The following is a 16,466-nucleotide window of genomic DNA, read 5'->3' on the forward strand; positions in this document are numbered from 1 at the left end:
TTTGGCGTAGCGTACCGACACACGCGGTGCACGATCGCGAAGACAGGCCACTCGTCGAGTGGCCATGTCTTTGTGCCTTACGCTGACCGGGTCACCATCCAGATGCCGGCGAGAATGACCAGCGCCCCCACCACCTGGGTCGGACGCAGCACGTGTTCATGCAATGCCGTGAAGCCGAGCACGACAAGAATCGAAATCGCGACCATCAACGGATAAGCGACACTCAGGTTCGCCTTGCGCAGCGCAAACGCATACAGCACGAAACCGACGCCGTATGCGCCGATCGCCGCGCCGCGCAGCACCCACGGCAACAGCGCCGAAGCGGCGGCGGCCGCGCCTTGCACCGCGGCGACGCGCAACAGCACGCTTGCCAGTCCGCCAAACGCGCCGCTTGCGGCGAGGATCAGCCAGTTCATCACGCGGTCTCCCTCGCCTCGGCAACGCCGGACACACGCGGCGTACGCGCCGCTCCGCCATGGTCGGGCGCGGCACGGCCACCGAAGATCGCGTCGAACCGGGTCGCGCCATGCAGCGCGATCAGGATAATCGCCGGAAACACGACCGAGAAATTGCGCGCCTCGTCGCGGCACCCGAACAGCAGGAACAGCGGCACCACCGGAACGAAGGCCGCGAGGAAGTAGCGGCGATAGCGCGCCGGCGTATTGCGCCACGCCGCGCGGAAGAACACCGCGAGCGGCACCAGCATCAGCGGATTCTCCAGGCTCGGCGTGAAAATACCCTTGCCGACCAGGTTGTAGAACGACAGGTAGGACGCCGGATTCACCCAGAATTTCAGGTTGCCCCACAGCTGGAAGGCGACGAAGTCGCCGGCATTATTGGCATATCCGCTCATGATGAAGTGGCGTGTCGCGAAGCAGATCGCAAGCTGCGCGGCGAGCCAGCCGAACCGCTTCGACAGCGCGACGTCGCTGTCATGCAGGAAGAACAGCGCCAGCGGAACGAGGAAGAACGTTTCCTTGTTCAGCGAGAAGATCGCGATCAGCAGCGTGCACACCACCATGCGCTGCCGCAGCAGGAAATAGCACGCACCGAGCGCGCCGAGAATCTCGAAGAAATCGTAGTAGTACCCGCCTTGCTGAAACGTCAGCGGATAGATAAAGCTGAATGCGGCGAGAAAGCCGACCGACTGGCCGAAATTCAGTCCGTGCAGGCGTGCGAGCTTGTAGACCAGCAGCAGCGCGAACAGCGTCGACAACACGATCGCGATGTACGTCAGGTGATAGGTGATCGCGACGACCGGTGTCCAGTACTCGCTCGGCACGCCCGAGAAATAGGCGTTGCGCAGCGAATCGTGGCGCTTGATCGAACGGTAGATCTTCTGTTGCTTCTCCGGATCGAGCTGCTCGGTCAGCCACTTCGCGGCCTGCGGAAACGACGAGCGATAGGCGAACGGCTTCGGGGCGTCGCCGTTCATCATGCCGACCAGGCTGTAGCTGGTCGCAAAATCCCCGCCCTGGTCGTCGCGGAATCCCCATTTCAGCAGCATGCTGTTGGTGATGTTGCCTGCGCAGATGAACAGCATCACGTAGACGATCGCGAAACGGCAGAACGCCGCCACTCTTTTTCGATTCTTTTCCGTCATGGGTATCAATTGTTCCACTTACAGGATCGGCAGGAAATGCGCGACCAGCACGATCGCCACCATCACGAGCAGCACCCCGAGGCTGCCGCGATTCTCGAGCAGGTGCACGATCGGGTCGTCGTGCATCGCACCGCGCACCGTCGTGACCCACAGCCGACCGAACAGATAGATCAACGCGATCTGCACGAGCCAGAGCAAATGCGGCGACGCATAGCGCACGGCCGTTTCAGGCGCGTTGATGAAGAGCCCGAACACGACCACCGCGGCAAGCGATGCGCCGATGCCGAACGGCCACAGCACTTCGAGGTCGCCGACCCGGTAGTCGCGGCCGGCGGACTCGCGCTTGTCGCTCTGCCGCAGCAGCACGAGCTCCGAGCAGCGCTTGACGAGCGCGAGGCTCAGGAACGTGAGGACCGAGAACGCGAGCAGCCAGTGGCTGACGGCGATGCCGACCGCTACGGCACCGGCAACGATCCGCAGCGTGTACAGCAGCGACAGCATGATGACATCGAGCAGCACGATCGATTTCAGGCGCCAGCTGTACGCGGAGGTCGACATCAGATACAGGACGAACATCGCCGCGAATCGCGTCGACACCGCGCAGGCGAGCGCAAATGCCAGCGTGAGCAGTGCGGCGCCGCCGCCTATCCCCTGCGCGATCGACAGCGTGCCTTTCGCGAACGGGCGATTGCGCTTGCGTGGATGTCGGCGGTCGTTGTCGAGATCCCACAGATCGTTGACGATGTAAGTCGCGGACGCGCCAAGGGACAGCGCGAGAAACGCCACCAACAATGTCGTGACCTTGTCGCCATCGAAGAATGCGAACGCCGTGAGCAACGGAACGAACAGCAGCAGGTTCTTCAGCCATTGATGCACGCGCAGCGCCTTGCACCAGGTCGAGACATTGACGCATTCGTTCGAGAATTCGCGTTCGATTCGCACGGTGTCGCGGATCGTCGCGGTAACGGCCGGTGCCGCGCCCGCGAGAATCGCGCCCTGCGCCGCCGCCCAGACAGGAAGATCGGCCTTGCTGTCGCCCGCATAGACGAAACGCTCGCCGACCTGCTTGCGGATGCGCGCCAGCTTCGCTTCGCCTTTCAGGTTGGTCTCGCCATCGGTCGCGATGACTTCGTCGAACAGATCAAGATGCTCGCCGACGCGTTCCGCAATCGAGCGATGCGCGGCCGTCGCGAGGACGATCTTGCGGCCTCGCTGCTGCTCCTGTTCGAGATATTCGACCAACGGCGCTCGATAAGGCAAATGTTCGACGCGCAGATCGGCCTGCTCCGCAATTCTGGCCTTGAACGTGCTGCGGCCGCTGGCGAGCCAGAACGGAAATCGCAGCAGGCTCGCCGGCTTGCGCCGGACGGCGCGGATGACGGATTCAGCTAGCGTGTCGGTTGTTGTCAGCGTGCCGTCGAGATCGACGACAAGCGGTAAATCCCTGGTCTCACGCACTTTCAATACTATTTGTGTTGTTTGAATCAATTATTCATGACGACATGTTAATCATCGCCATGACGTGCTGCTGGCGTGAGACTCGTTCCCTCGCGCGCTTCATTTCCCTTCATTTTGTTAACGGCTCGGAATGATACAACATGAGACACGTCCCAATTTGACGTTTCGGAATACCCGCTCCGCCTGATGGCAAGCCTTTGTCGCGCGCCGGGAATCCGGGGCGCGCTTGGCGGGTTACGGTCGACTAGACCGTTAGTTGCGCAAAACACGGCAAGCCGAACATTCACGCCTCATGCCGCAACACGGCGGCATTCGCGTCGTCCCGCTCGTGCCGGATCGGCAATCGGATCGAGAAAGTCGAGCCGCACCCCGGCTCGCTTGTCACATCGATGACGCCGCGATGGCGCTCGATGATTCCGTGCGACACCGACAGCCCGAGTCCGGTCCCCTGCCCGACCGGCTTGGTCGTGAAGAACGGATCGAAGATCCGGCGCATGATGTCGGGCGGCATGCCCTTTCCGGTATCGCTGATCGCGATCGTCACGTGATCGCCGTCGCTTGTCGTGCGAATCGTGATGACGCCGCGTCCCGGGATCGCCTGCGCCGCATTGACGAGCAGGTTCATGAACACCTGGTTCAGTTGCGAAGGCAGGCATTCGACATGCGGCACGTCGCCGTACTCGCGCACGATGTCGGCCTTGTACTTGAGCTCGTTGTGGACGACGTTCAGCGTGCTCTCGAGGCCCGCGTGGATGTCGACGACGCTCCATTCGTCGCTGCCCGGGCGCGAGAAGTCGCGCAGGTCCTGCACGATGCGCCGCACCCGCATCGTCCCGTCGATCGATTCATCGATCAGCGTCGCGATCTCGCCGCGGATGTAGTCGATATCCGCCACGCGTCCCGCCGCCGTCAGCGCAACGCGGGTTTCGGCATCGTGCCTCGGCATCGCGGCTTCGTGCGCGGCGACCACGGCAAGCAGACCGCGGACCCAGGTCTTCAGCGTATTGAGGTTCGCGCTGACGAAGCCGATCGGATTGTTGATCTCGTGCGCGACGCCGGCCGCGAGCTGGCCGATCGACGCGAGCTTTTCCGACTGCAGCAGTTGAACGTGGGTTTCCTCGAGCTCGTGCAGCAGGCGCCGCTGCTCGTCCTTCTCCTGTTCGAGGCGCGCTTGCGCCGCCTTGCGTTCCTCGATCTCGCGCGCCATGTGCACGCGGGTGCGCTGCAACGTCTCGGTCGTCAGCTCGTATCGGCGCAGCGCGTGTTCGAGCTCGGCCGTCCGCACCTGCACGAGGTCCTCGAGCATGTCGGTGATGCCGCGCAGGAACATCGTGCGTGCGTCGAAGCGCGAGATCATCAGCGTCACGATCAGGATCGCCAGCGTGAACAGCGCGACCGTCGTTGCCAGCCATGGCGTATCGATGCCGTTCGCGGCGCCGCAACGCGCGTCCGGCGCGAAATGCGCCGCCGCCATCGCCGTGTAATGCATGCCGCTGATCGCGATGCCCATGAGCGTCGCCGCGCCCGCGCGTCGCGCGACCGCAAATCCCGCATTCCGCGCGCGCAGCGCCTGGGCGAGCCACAGCGCAGCGGTCGACGCCAGCACGGCGATGCCGATCGACGCGGCGAACAGCGCGGGATCGTAACGAATGCCCGGCTGCATCTGCATCGCGGCCATGCCCGCGTAATGCATGCCGGCGATGCCGCCCCCCATCAGCACGCCGCCGGCGAGCAGCCGGGAACGCGTCTGTGTGGCGCGCGTCACCACGCTCAGCGCGAAGTACGACACGAGCACGGCGATCGCCAGCGATACGCCCGTCTCGACCAGGTCGTAGCCGAGGGGAATCGGCAGCGAGAACGCCAGCATCCCGACGAAATGCATCGACCAGATTCCGGTGCCCATCGCGGCCGCGCCGCCGCCCAGCCATGCGCGCCTGAGCCGCGGCTTGTCGAGCAGCGAAATGAACGTGGCCAGATCGAGCGCCGTGTAGGACGCCAGCGTCGCGATGACGAGCGACAGCAGGACGAGCGACAGATGGTAGGTGCCTTGCATGGTCGCGCTCGGTCAGATGAAGGTGCCGTTGCCGCGCGGTGCGGCAGGTTGTGCGGCCGGTCATGCGACGCTGCGATCGCGCCGCGTCGCCGTCACCCGGCCGGGCCGCCGGCCGCCGGCACAGGCTTCGGCGCGCTCGGGGCGGCGAGCACCAGAATGTCGAACGGCGTCCCTTCGCGCGCTTCGAAACGGCGCACGAGGTCGATCTGATGGGTCGTCATCACGCTGCCCTTCGTCATCAGCAGCACGCCGCGATGCGTGCGCAGATCGTCCGCGAGCTGCATCCCTTCGCACAGCTGTCCGGATTTCACTTCCGACACGGACGATGCGATGCCCAATGTCGCGGGCCTTTTCATCAGCGCAACGAAGCGTTCGACGATCTGCGGGTCGTAGCGCACGCCGGCCTGCGACTTGAGGACGTCGAGCGCCTGTTCGACGGAATGCGGCGGGCCGATCTCGCCGAGGCGCAGCCCCTCGAAATCGCGCGCAACCGCGACGATCCGCGAGCCGAGCGGAATATCGATGCCCGCGAGGCCGTTCGGCGTGCCGCGGCCGTTGAACCGCTCGTACTGGTGCAGCACGATCGACGCGACCTGGTGAAGCTGCGCAACCGGCGTCAGCACCATTTGCGCGCGCAGCGGATGCTGCTGGAACAGCCGCGCCTCGTCCGTGGTCATGCGGCTCAGCGGCTTGTGCAGCAGCTCGTCGGGCAACGACAGCTTGCCGATCCCGTGCAGCAGCCCGGCGTAATAGACGTCCTGCGCGTGAAGACTGGACATGTCGGACGCGAACGCGAGATGCCGCGCGATTTCGCCGATGCGCATCGACTGCCCGCTGGCGGCCCCGCAGCGCAGCTCGATCATGCTCGCGCAGATCTGGACCATCGCCGTGAAATTGCTTTTCAGGTCGCGCTGCGCCGCTTCGAGGAACATCACGGTCTGGCCCAGTTCCTCGGTACGGTCCCGAACCTGGGTTTCGAGCTCCGTGTTGAACTGGCGCAGCGTCTCGTTCTGCGCCTGCGTGAGCGCCGTCAGCCGCGCGGCCTCGCGCCGCAGGCGCCGCTGTTCGAGCGCCTGTTCGATCGTCAGCAGCAGATCGTGGTCGTCCCACGGCTTGTTCAGGTAGCGATAGATGCCGCCTTCGTTGATCGCCTGCACCACCGAGTCGATTTCCGAATAGCCGGTCAGCAGGATGCGCATCGTGTCGGGGTACAACGCCCGCACGCGGGCGAGGAACGTCGCGCCGCTCATGTGCGGCATGCGCATGTCCGATACGATCAGGTCGACTTCGGTCGACGCCAGGATCTCGAGCGCCGCCTCACCGCCGTCGGCGGTCAGCACCTCATGGCGCGCCGGCCTGAGCAGGCGCTTGAGCGCCGACAGCACCGCGGGTTCGTCGTCGACGAGCAGGATCACCGGCGCGGCGGGCGTATCGTCGTCCGGCTGCGTCGCGTCGACTGTCGTGCTGCCGCCTGTTGTGCTGTTTGTTGCCGGCGTCGTCATGGTGGCCCTCGTATTGGATTCTCACGCCTTGCCTGCAACATCGGCCAGCGCCGTCGTTTCTGCATCAGGGAAAACGCGGATCAATGTCCGGCGCGCGTTCGCATGCGCCGGTTGCGGGGAGATCGAAATGGCGGCATCAGGCTGCCGTTGCGCAGCGGATGGCGCGTTCATGATTCCCCGGAATATGGACATGCGCGACGTGCACGGCCGGCTGCGGCTTGTTTTTGCTGTCCTTGATCGGCGACGTCCTGCTTGTGGCGCTGGCAAGCATGGCTCTCGACAATGCTATGAATTCGCACCCGAAATTTCAAGCAGCTTTGCGCGCGCCTTGCTTTGAAATTTCCGAAAGCCATCCGAAACGTCATTGCCGGGATTCAAGGTTGGCGGACCAGGCAGTCGCCCCCTCTGCTATAACCCCTCTCGCTGCCCCGACAACAGCATCTTCCGGTAGGCGCCGGGCTTCTCGCCCGAAATGCGGGCAAACGCCCGGCTGAACGTGGCGACGTCGAAATAGCCCAGCTTTTCGGCGACGTCGAACAATGCGATCGCCGGGTTCTGCAGGAAGTTCTTCGCGAGATCGATCATCACGCTCTTCACCAGCGCATTGAAGTTCGCTCCTTCGATCTCGAGCCGGCGCTGCAGCGTGCGCGCGTTCATGCCGAGCGCGTCGGCAACCGCATTCAGGCTTCGGTATCGGGCCCACGACTGATAAAGGAGCTGGGTCACCCTCGCCGTGATCGACTGCTTCGTGTGATTGGCCAGTTGCCATTCCAGCTGATTGCAGCGCGGCAACAGCTGCCGGAAGACCGCCCGATTCGAGAACCGGAGCTTCGACATCAGCAACCACGCGGGAAAGATGATCCGGGTATGCGGCGCGTTGAATTCGACGGGGCAGCCGAATATTCTCTTGAACGTTCGTTTCGGGACTTTTGATTTTGGCAGCGAAAATTCAATTTTCGTAAATGGAGCCGGATAGCCGAGCATGTCTTCCGACTCGGTCCGAATCGTGGCCACGCAGATTTCCGTATTCAACTGCCGCAGGTTCTCGTTGAAGCGATATCCGTCCACGACTATCGACGCCAGATCCCCATGCTCCTCCACTCTCATCCTGAAATAGGACTCGCCGGTGAGCGGATGGTCGCATGCGAATTGCCACGCTTCGCCAAAGGTCGGCGCACATTGCATCGCGTAGCCGCGCACCCCGCCGATCGAAACGTGTATCGCCTGCCCGATCTTCAAGCCGAGCGCGGGGTCCCGCGACAGGCGCTTGGCGTTCTCCAGCACGGCGAGCTCCTGCGCATACGTGATCGACACTTCATCGTTCTCGAGCTGCTGAACGGAGATATCCGCGCCTCGCAATACCGCCTCCGCAGCAACGCCGGCCTCGTCAAGCAGATCGACGATGATCGAGACGGTGTGAAGCGAAACCGGAGTTTGAATTTCATCGACATGGTCAAGTGTTGAATCCATCGAGCCGTTCATCGCTTGCTCCATCCGAATGCATCGGTATTGGGTGCCCCATTTCACGAGAGTATAGGCTCGATCTGTCGTGAAATGCCTACGATTGTCACCAAGTGCCTATTGACTATCCGGGGCAAAACCGCAAAAGTACGATCGGCATGATTTGAATATAACCCCCCCGGGGCGAAGCGAACGAACCCTGTTGCGAAGCATAATAAAGCGGGCCGAACGTGTTATGAGAGAGCATGTGTCCGGGGCGACAGGGCCTCGACCGAGCGCGACCGATTTTGCATTCCTGCCCCGGTTCCGGGTGAATTCCGCATGGCTCGGGCAGTCGCTGGCCGCGCCTGCGCTGCTGCTGCTCGCGGCAGGCGTCGTGCTCCCGATGGCCGTCATCGCATTCGCGTCGATTTCCGCGCCGGAAGAATGGGGCGGCGTGCGTTGGGGGAGTTTCAGCGCCGACGCCTATTGGCGGATTCTGTTCGAGCAGGATTTCGACGGCAACTGGACGTTCAACACGGGACTCGCGGCCATCGCCGTTCGGACTTTCGCGCTGTCGATCGCAGCGACCGTCGGGTGCCTCGCGCTCGGTTTCCCGGCCGCGCTCTATATCGCGATGCAACCCGCCCGTCGCCGGACGTGGCTGCTCATCTTCGTCACCGTACCGTTCTGGACCAGCCTGATCGTCCGCCTGTATGCCTGGATCCTGCTTCTCAGGAGCGGCGGCGTCATCTCGACGGTGCTCGGCGGCCTGTTCGGGACCCACGTTCCCACGATCCTGTACACCGACATCGCGACGGTGATCGGCCTGGTCTACGCGTTCATCCCGTTCATGGTGCTCCCGATCTTCACGAGCCTGGAACACATGAACTGGAACATCGTCGACGCCGCGTTCGATCTCGGCGCGACACCCTGGACGGTGGTCACGCGGATCATCGCGCCGTCGGCGCGGCACGGCATCGTGTCCGGGTGCATGCTGGTGCTGGTGCCGTCGCTCGGCGCGTTCCTGATTCCGGACATGCTGGGCGGCGCGAAGTCGATGATGCTGGGCAACCTGATCAACCTCCAGTTCGGCGACGCGCACAACTGGCCGCTCGGCGCGTCCCTGGCGATGGCGATGTACGCGCTGGTGCTGCTCTGCGTGCTGGCGAAGCGCCTGCTCGTGAAGGCAAGGACAGGAGGCCGGCGTGCGCAATGTGCGTGAGTTCCCGGGATTGCGCGCGGGCGCCTGGGTCTTCTTCCTGTTCCTGTACGCGCCGATCGTCGCGCTGGTCGCGCTGAGCTTCAACAACGGCGGATCGGCGACCGTGTGGCAAGGATTCGGGCTGAGCGGATACGAGACCGTGCTGCACGACGCCGCCGCTTTCGCGGCCGCCCGCACGTCCTTTGCGATCGCCGCCCTTGCGGCGACGACGTCCTCGCTGATCGCCATTCCCACCGCACTCCATCTGTGGAACAACACGCGGCGAACGGCGGACTTCACGGGAATCCTGGTCGCGTCGCCGTTGCTCGTGCCCGAGATCGTGCTCGCGCTCGGCACGCTCATCCTGTTTTCGATCGTGGCGGTCAAGCTCAACTTCTGGACGATCGTGTTCGGTCACGCGGTTTTCTGCCTCCCGTTCGCGTATCTGCCGATTCGCGGCTCGCTGTCGAGGATCGACCCGTCGTATCTCGAGGCCGCGGCCGATCTCGGCGCCAATCGCTGGCGCGTCTTTCGGCAGATCGTCTGGCCGCTGATCCGCACGGGGGTCGCGGCCGGGTTCGCACTCGCCTTCGTCGTGTCGATCGACGATTTCGCGACGACGTACTTCTTGTCGGGGACGGCGACGACGACACTGCCGATGTACATCTACGGCCTCATTACCCGGGGCGTCAAACCCAACGTGAATGCGCTTGCGACGATCGTGCTGTTCTTCTCGTTCGGCGCCGCGCTGCTGTCGGTTTGGCTCTCGCGGGCGGCCAACAGCGAAAAACAACTGTCAATCCTGGAGCGGGGAACATGAAGATCGTTGCAACCGTCGTCCTGGCCGGCATGGCCATGATGCAATCCGCACATGCCGAGCAAGCACTGCGTTTCGGCAACTGGCCGGGCTATTACCCGGTGGAGCTGCTCAAGAAGTTCAAGAAGGAAACCGGGATCGACGTCACGCTCACCGCGTATGACAGCGATGCCGCGGTGGCGACGAAGATGAAGGCCGGCGGCAGCGACTACGACGTCGTGATCGTTTCGGACCTTTACGTGTCGATGCTGGGCAAGCAGAACCTGATCGAAAAGCTCGACAAGACCAAATTGCCGAACGCCAGGAATATCCGGCCCGAGTACGCGCATCCTGTCGGCGACGCGAATCGCGACTACGGGATGCCGTACCAGGTGATCACGACCGGCCTGGTCTACGACACGTCGCGCGTCCCGAACGGGGTGCTGCCCGACACGTGGAAGACCTTCTTCGAGCCGCCGGAATTCCTGAAGGGCAAGATCGTCGCGCTGAACGTCCAGGAGGAGCTGTACATGGCGGCCTCCTGGTACCTGGGGCAGGACGAATGCTCGGAGAACCCGCAAGACGCGAAGCGCGTGCTCGCCGTGCTCGAGAAGCAGAAACCGTCGCTTCTCGCCTACGCGAACGACGGCGTGGTCGAGCGCTTCCAGTCCAGGCAGGTCATCATGAACCACGACTGGAGCGCCGACGCGGCCAAGTATCACAAGGTGCTGCCGACCATCGTCTTCATGTATCCGCGGGAAGGGGTGCATCAATACGTCGACAATTTCGTCATCCCGAACGCGGCGAAGAATCGCGACAACGCGTATCGCTTCATCAACTGGATGATGGAGCCGCGCAACATTGCCGAGGCGTCGAACTTCAATCGCTATCACGATGCGATCGTCGGCTCGACGCAGTTCCTGACGCCCGAACTGCAGAAGGACCCGACGATCAACCCGCCGCCCGAGTTCCAGAAGCGCCTGAAGCCGATGAAGATCTGCTCGCCGGCCGCGATGGCGCTGCGCGACAAGGTGTGGGTCAAGCTGAAAGGCTGAGGCTGTTTCCATGTCCGCCGACCGGCCGGTTTCGCCGGCCGGTCGGCGGACCATCGCTGGATCGAGGTTCAAAACGCCTTGCCAGGTCCATATTGATTCGTTATCCGTAGCGAATCGGCAAATTGATTCGACAACGAAAAGTATGACGCATCATGCATCTTCTTCGCGCGACGCCTCGCGCATCCCGGACTCCCCTGGAGTCCCGTCTGGACACGCGATCAGATCCGGCCGCGTGCCTCGGATAAGCCAGACGGGCTTTCGGCCTTCGACAGCCACGATCCCGTCGAGGGCCGCTTTCTCCTTCCACGCTTCACACCACCGCCCAATTCCCGTTTGGCTCTCTCTATTGGCCGGTGGCTTCGCCGCGGGCGCTTCTCCGACGAGATGCGCTCACGGCGCCTTTTATTCCATGCCGATCGACGCCGGGCGGCGTCCGCATCGGCGGTCGACGCGCCGTTCGCGACGCGCGATGTTTCGCCAACCACACGGGGAGTGACGTCAATGCTGAACTGTATGAACGCGGTCTGGACACCGACGAGCCGAACACCACCGACCGGTCGCCGCCGGCGCAGGAACGGCGCGGCTGGAGGCGACGCGAAATCGACGGCGCCGAGGAAGGCACCTGCACGCTCGTCGAGCGTGCAATGCCCCGCGAGCCGCTGCGCCGACGACGTGAGCACAAGGCCGCCGCAGCCGCTGCCTTCCACGCGTCTGCATTGGCGGTCGAAGCAGCTTTGAGCGTCGCCGGGGGGCCGACCGCCCCCGCCTCCGGTTCGAGCGACGCCAATCCATGTTCGGAACCGACGTCGGGAATGGTCTCGGAGCGGTGCGTGCGAATCCTCTGAAGTTCAGACTGCTTGATCGCACCGCAATCTGTATGCCTCTATGATGACGTCCCGATCAAAAACAACTCGCGATCGCGGCCGGCGATCCAACGCGGTGCCCGTCCGCGTCCGCTCCAGACGGCGCCGGATACGGGGTCACGATATTTCGCCATGGCCGGCGCGCGACGCCTGACCCGGCGTGACTTGCGTTGAATACCGGCAAACAGATCTTCGGGTTTCAGATCAAACTGGGCGATTATTTTCTGAATTTCATTTATGGCGCCCTGCACTTCCTTCTTGCGCGCGATTTCGGCCTGAGCCTGGAGCGTTCGTATCTTGATTTTGAGATCCCGGTAGGTCGACATCTCGCTTCCTCGGAATGAATAAACTCTTTAAACTTGTCGCCATTCTGTCATTGCGATCACTTTCATTTCGCATTATCTCCGATGGCGGACTGAATGAGACTGAATCCCGGATATGATCCAATCGGCTTCCTGGCGATTACAGAGACGGCCGCTCAATTAGAAATTCGGCTCGCGATTGGCCGGTCATCCATTTCGGAGTGCGCCCTCGTCCACTCCAGGTCTCTCCCGTTGCCGGGTTTCGGTATTTTGGGGTGATCGGCCCCTTGCGCCTGTCCGTGTCACTTGTACGTCTCCACGCAGGATTGATCTGCTCCGGCGAGATGCCGTACGTCTGTACGGCATCTCGAACCATCGACAGAGCGGTTCCGAACTCCCGTTGCCTGGCTTCTTCTGTTTCCCTGGAGAGGGCCTGGAGCTTGGCCTTGAGCTCTGCATACGTTGACATAATTCACCCCCATTAAATATAAGATTAATTAAAAATAATCACACCCTCCATTTGGGACGCATCAAATAGATGGCTGCAATCCTCATCGATCGAAAAGAGTCCGACTCGAGCCGGGCCGGATATGCGCGGACGGTGGTCCGGAACTGAAAATCTGCCATCGCGCTTCGTGGATTTCGCTCGCGTCTGGCACGTGGCGCTCGCGTTACCGATCCCGACGGCGGCGTTGCGTCATTGGCTCGTTGCCGCCGCGATTTCGATGGCTTTGAGAACGATCGGCTTGTCGACCATCTTTCCATCTACCACGATCGCTTCTCCGCCACTGGCGCGAGCTGCCCTGACGACTCGATGCGCCCATTCCGTTTCCGCGTCGGAATAGGTGAACCCCGCGTGCACGGCCCCGATTTGCGCCGGGTGGATGCATGCCTTTCCTCGAAAGCCCAGGCTGCGAGCCCGTCGAGCGTCGCGCTCCAGCGTACTGGCATCGTTGATCGTCGTCACGACACCGTCGATGGGTGGCGCGATGCCGGCAACTCGGGAGGCGAGCACCAACTTTGACCGGAAGTAGAGCAGTTCGTCGCCGTCGCCTTCGATTCCGACATCGAGTTGAAAGTCGATGGTCCCGAACATGAGTCGGTCAACCTGCGGCGCGTGCGCGATCTCATTCAACGACGCGAAGGCGCGGCCGGTTTCGATGATCGGCACGACCTTCAATGCCGGGTGCGCATTCCCGACTGCGCGGCGGATGGCGCCGGCACACTCCACCTTTGGAATGACGAGGCCGGAGACGCGTTCGTCAGAGGCGAACGCAGCGACATCCTCGTCGAACCATGGGGTTTCGGCGCCGTTGATTCGAACATGGACGGCACGAGCTGCTGGCGATAGCCACTGTTGAATCGCTCCTCGCGCAACCGCCTTTTTATCCGATGGAACCGCGTCCTCCAGGTCAATCACGACAACGTCGGCGCCGGACTGCACCGCCTTCGCGAAACGATCGGGGCGATTCCCTGGGACAAATAGCCAGGAACGGGACGGCATGTATCTCTCCCTCTCTCTATCAAATTGCGCTTGTTGCGCGCATTTGCCGAATCTGGCTGCCAGTGAAGCCGAGCTCTCCCAGGATTGCGTCGGTGTGCTCGCCCAGCGATGGAACGGCACGCAGCCCAGGCGGGCTGGACGCGTCCGCGCCAGGTGGCAGGAGAACCGGGACGAGCCCTTTTTCAGTCGAGACGCTTGTCCAGCGGTTCCGGGCCGTCAGCTGCGGATGCGCCCACACTTCCTGCATGTCGTTCAGGTGTGCATTTGCAATGCCGGCCGCGTCCAGCCGGGCGGTCAGTTCTTCCGCGGTCAGAGACGAAAAGACTTCTCTGATGAGGGCGGCCAGCTCTGCGCGATGCTCAATACGCTGGGAGTTCGATGCGAACCGACGGTCATCGGCGAGCAGCGGAAGATTCAGCACGTCGCTGCAGAACACCTTCCATTCCCGTTCATTCTGCAAACCGAGGATGACCGTCTTCCCCTCTCCGGTGGCGAACGGCCCGTACGGGAAAATGGTCGCGTGGGATGCGCCTGATCTCGAAGGCGGGGGCTGACCGTCGATGGTGTAATACATCGGGAAACCCATCCACTCGACCATCGACTCGAGCATCGAAATATCGATACGGCACCCGCGCCCGGTCCTTTGACGGTTGAGCAGTGCGGAGAGGATGTTCGTGTACGCATACATTCCGGTCGCAATGTCGGCGATCGAGCATCCCGCCTTTGCAGGCGAATCCGGCGTGCCCGTGATCGAGAGGAGGCCGGCTTCGCTCTGTATCAGCAGATCGTATGCCTTCTTGTCGCGATAGGGCCCGTCCGGACCATAGCCCGATATCCCGCAGACGATGAGGCCGGGAAAGCTCGCGCTCAGGGTTTCGTAGTCGAGACCAAGGCGATCGGCAGCCCCGGGGGCAAGATTCTGGATAAACACGTCGGCGCCGGCGAGGAGACGCATCAGTACCTCGTGCGCGACGGGTTGCTTCAGATCGAGTGTCAGGCTCTCCTTGGAGCGGTTCGCCCAGACAAAGCTCGAGGACATGCCCAATACGCGCTCGTCGTATGCACGAGCGAAATCACCTGCACTCGGTCGTTCGATCTTGATCACGCGTGCGCCAAGGTCCGCGAGCTGACGCGAGCAGAATGGCGCCGCGATCGCGTGCTCGAGCGCTATCACGGTAACCCCCTCAAGCGGATGCATTTCGGTACTCTCCCGGGTTTGCTTCCTGGTGTCAGACGATCTGGGCGAGCACGAGAAGACTGATCGTGATCGTGATCGCGCCGCCGATACGGGTTGCGATCTGGGCGAACGGCATCAAACGCATCCGATTCGCCGCGCCAAGTATCGCGACGTCTCCGGTGCCGCCCATTCCGCTATGCGTCCCCGTGACGATTGCGACGTCTATCGGGAACATCTTCATGCGATGTCCGACGAAGAAACCCACGCCCATCAATGAGGCGACGGTTGCGACGATCGTGAGGATCGTGGGAACGTTGAAGGCGTCGACGATCTTTTGCCACGGCGTGATGACTACCCCGACGGCAAAGAGGAGCGGATACGTAACGGCCTTGGCGAAAAACTGGTACACGAATCCCGCACCTCGCTCGAGAGACGGCGTGAACACGTATCCGATCTTGGCGGCGACCGCGAGCGTCAACATCGCGACCGGCCCCGGCAAACCGAATGCGCTTTGCGAGAGCATCCCGAGGAAATACAGGCACACCGCAATCAGGCCGGCCGCGGCGATATCCGCGATATCGACTCGCGTTTCGCCTCGGCCGACGTTGCCGTCGGTCAGCGTGTCATCTCCGGCGCGCATCAATTGCCCGTTTCCCGTCAGAGCGGGATATCGCTTGCCGAGCGTGTCGAGAAGGCCCGAAAAGACGATCGCGCAGATGTTGCCGAGCATCACGGCCGGCAGGGCCTGTGCAAGCAATTCGCCGGCCGGACGATTCAGCAGGGTGGCGTAACCGAGCGTAAGGGGAATGACGCCCTCGCCGACTCCACCGGCCATCACCGGAATCACGACGAAGAAGACCGTATGAAACGGATCCATTCCGAGCAGCGTCCCTACCGCTCCGCCAACAATGATCGCCGCGATCGACCCCGCCGCGAGCGGCGCGAAGATCCGCAGGAATCCACCGATCAACACCTTGCGATCCATGCTCAGGATGCTTCCGACGATGATGCAGGCGATGAACAGATAGAGGATGTTGGCGGATTTCCAGAACTCGGATATCGGCTTCAGCAGCGCGAGCGGCAGCACCTTCGAGAACACCAGGTACGACGGCAGGATGGTCGACAGAATGACCGGCCCGCCGATGCTGCGGAATACCGGAATGCGGTTGCCGAGCTCGAAACAGGTAAAGCCGCAAACCGCGAGACAGGCAATCATCGGTGCGAGCTCGGCCGACAGCTTGCCCATTGCCGCGAAAGCGAATACGGAGAGCGCAAGCACGATGTGAACGGGTAGAGGAATGACGCCAATTCGCACGTTCATCAGCTTATGCCACGCTTCGCCAACCCGGCTCAGGCGCGAAACACGCCCGATTTCGCCATCCCGGCTTGTGGGTTGCTGAACATAGACTCCTCGGACTTTCGTGGTTTCATTCATTATTATTCCCAGGCCAGTTTTTTATCAGCGCATAATATGTCGAACGAGTGATCGAGCGGAAATACTGTTATTGG

16 protein-coding genes are annotated in these 16,466 nt (G+C 62.4%); 4 read left to right on the plus strand and 12 right to left on the minus strand.

The window, feature by feature from the left end; genetic code table 11:
- Window positions 1-77: 77 nt before the first annotated feature.
- From ACFIMZ_RS36295 to ACFIMZ_RS36315, 5 genes are all read right to left on the minus strand, one after another.
- Window positions 78-416, minus strand: a complete 339-nt coding sequence (locus ACFIMZ_RS36295) for a small multidrug resistance protein (RefSeq protein WP_431825506.1) — start codon at window positions 414-416, stop codon at window positions 78-80.
- Window positions 416-1,621 (minus strand): hypothetical protein, encoded by a 1,206-nt coding sequence (locus tag ACFIMZ_RS36300; protein WP_431825507.1) that lies wholly within the window; start codon window positions 1,619-1,621, stop codon window positions 416-418. The genes ACFIMZ_RS36295 and ACFIMZ_RS36300 overlap by 1 nt, the downstream gene beginning before the upstream one ends.
- Window positions 1,622-3,061, minus strand: a complete 1,440-nt coding sequence (locus tag ACFIMZ_RS36305; protein WP_431826044.1) for a UbiA family prenyltransferase — start codon at window positions 3,059-3,061, stop codon at window positions 1,622-1,624.
- Window positions 3,062-3,344: 283 nt separating this feature from the next.
- Window positions 3,345-5,114, minus strand: a complete 1,770-nt coding sequence (locus tag ACFIMZ_RS36310; RefSeq protein ID WP_431825508.1) for a histidine kinase — start codon at window positions 5,112-5,114, stop codon at window positions 3,345-3,347.
- A gap of 92 nt (window positions 5,115-5,206) precedes the next feature.
- Window positions 5,207-6,616, minus strand: a complete 1,410-nt coding sequence (locus ACFIMZ_RS36315; RefSeq protein ID WP_431825509.1) for an HD domain-containing phosphohydrolase — start codon at window positions 6,614-6,616, stop codon at window positions 5,207-5,209.
- Between ACFIMZ_RS36315 and ACFIMZ_RS36320 the strand changes: the two genes are divergently transcribed.
- Window positions 6,615-6,953, plus strand: a complete 339-nt coding sequence (locus ACFIMZ_RS36320; protein WP_431825510.1) for a hypothetical protein — start codon at window positions 6,615-6,617, stop codon at window positions 6,951-6,953. The two genes, ACFIMZ_RS36315 and ACFIMZ_RS36320, sit on opposite strands and share 2 nt — an antisense overlap.
- A 71-nt stretch (window positions 6,954-7,024) precedes the next feature.
- Here the strand turns inward: ACFIMZ_RS36320 and ACFIMZ_RS36325 are convergent, their stop codons facing one another.
- Window positions 7,025-8,098, minus strand: a complete 1,074-nt coding sequence (locus tag ACFIMZ_RS36325) for an AraC family transcriptional regulator (protein WP_431825511.1) — start codon at window positions 8,096-8,098, stop codon at window positions 7,025-7,027.
- Between the two features lie 289 nt (window positions 8,099-8,387).
- On the opposite strand from ACFIMZ_RS36325, the gene ACFIMZ_RS36330 reads away from it, so the two are divergent.
- Genes ACFIMZ_RS36330 through ACFIMZ_RS36340 form a run of 3 tightly spaced genes read left to right on the plus strand, consistent with a single transcriptional unit; the run spans window position 8,388 to window position 11,111 of the window.
- Complete coding sequence (locus ACFIMZ_RS36330; protein WP_431825512.1) at window positions 8,388-9,281, plus strand: ABC transporter permease; 894 nt, start codon at window positions 8,388-8,390, stop codon at window positions 9,279-9,281.
- Entirely contained in the window at window positions 9,265-10,080 is an 816-nt protein-coding gene (locus tag ACFIMZ_RS36335; protein WP_431825513.1) for an ABC transporter permease, read from the plus strand. Before ACFIMZ_RS36330 ends, ACFIMZ_RS36335 begins: the two co-directional genes overlap by 17 nt.
- Complete coding sequence (locus tag ACFIMZ_RS36340; RefSeq protein WP_431825514.1) at window positions 10,077-11,111, plus strand: extracellular solute-binding protein; 1,035 nt, start codon at window positions 10,077-10,079, stop codon at window positions 11,109-11,111. The genes ACFIMZ_RS36335 and ACFIMZ_RS36340 overlap by 4 nt, the downstream gene beginning before the upstream one ends.
- 218 nt (window positions 11,112-11,329) lie before the next feature.
- Here ACFIMZ_RS36340 and ACFIMZ_RS36345 read toward each other — a convergent pair whose 3' ends face one another.
- The 6 genes from ACFIMZ_RS36345 to ACFIMZ_RS36370 form a co-directional block, all read right to left on the minus strand.
- The gene (locus tag ACFIMZ_RS36345; RefSeq protein ID WP_431825515.1) at window positions 11,330-11,818 is read right to left on the minus strand and encodes a hypothetical protein; all 489 of its coding nucleotides are present in this window, start codon (window positions 11,816-11,818) and stop codon (window positions 11,330-11,332) included.
- Window positions 11,819-11,994: 176 nt separating this feature from the next.
- Complete coding sequence (locus ACFIMZ_RS36350; RefSeq protein WP_431825516.1) at window positions 11,995-12,300, minus strand: H-NS histone family protein; 306 nt, start codon at window positions 12,298-12,300, stop codon at window positions 11,995-11,997.
- Between the two features lie 136 nt (window positions 12,301-12,436).
- Entirely contained in the window at window positions 12,437-12,745 is a 309-nt protein-coding gene (locus ACFIMZ_RS36355; protein ID WP_431825517.1) for an H-NS family nucleoid-associated regulatory protein, read from the minus strand.
- A gap of 228 nt (window positions 12,746-12,973) precedes the next feature.
- Window positions 12,974-13,780, minus strand: coding sequence for an HpcH/HpaI aldolase/citrate lyase family protein (locus ACFIMZ_RS36360; protein WP_431825518.1), 807 nt, complete (start codon window positions 13,778-13,780; stop codon window positions 12,974-12,976).
- Between the two features lie 19 nt (window positions 13,781-13,799).
- A complete protein-coding gene (locus tag ACFIMZ_RS36365; protein ID WP_431825519.1) occupies window positions 13,800-14,978 on the minus strand; it encodes a CaiB/BaiF CoA transferase family protein in 1,179 nt (392 codons plus the stop codon).
- A gap of 31 nt (window positions 14,979-15,009) precedes the next feature.
- Window positions 15,010-16,392, minus strand: a complete 1,383-nt coding sequence (locus ACFIMZ_RS36370; RefSeq protein ID WP_431825520.1) for a 2-hydroxycarboxylate transporter family protein — start codon at window positions 16,390-16,392, stop codon at window positions 15,010-15,012.
- Between the last annotated feature and the right edge of the window lie 74 nt (window positions 16,393-16,466).

It is taken from the genome of Burkholderia sp. F1, assembly GCF_050813845.1.
Classification (GTDB): domain Bacteria; phylum Pseudomonadota; class Gammaproteobacteria; order Burkholderiales; family Burkholderiaceae; genus Burkholderia; species Burkholderia ubonensis.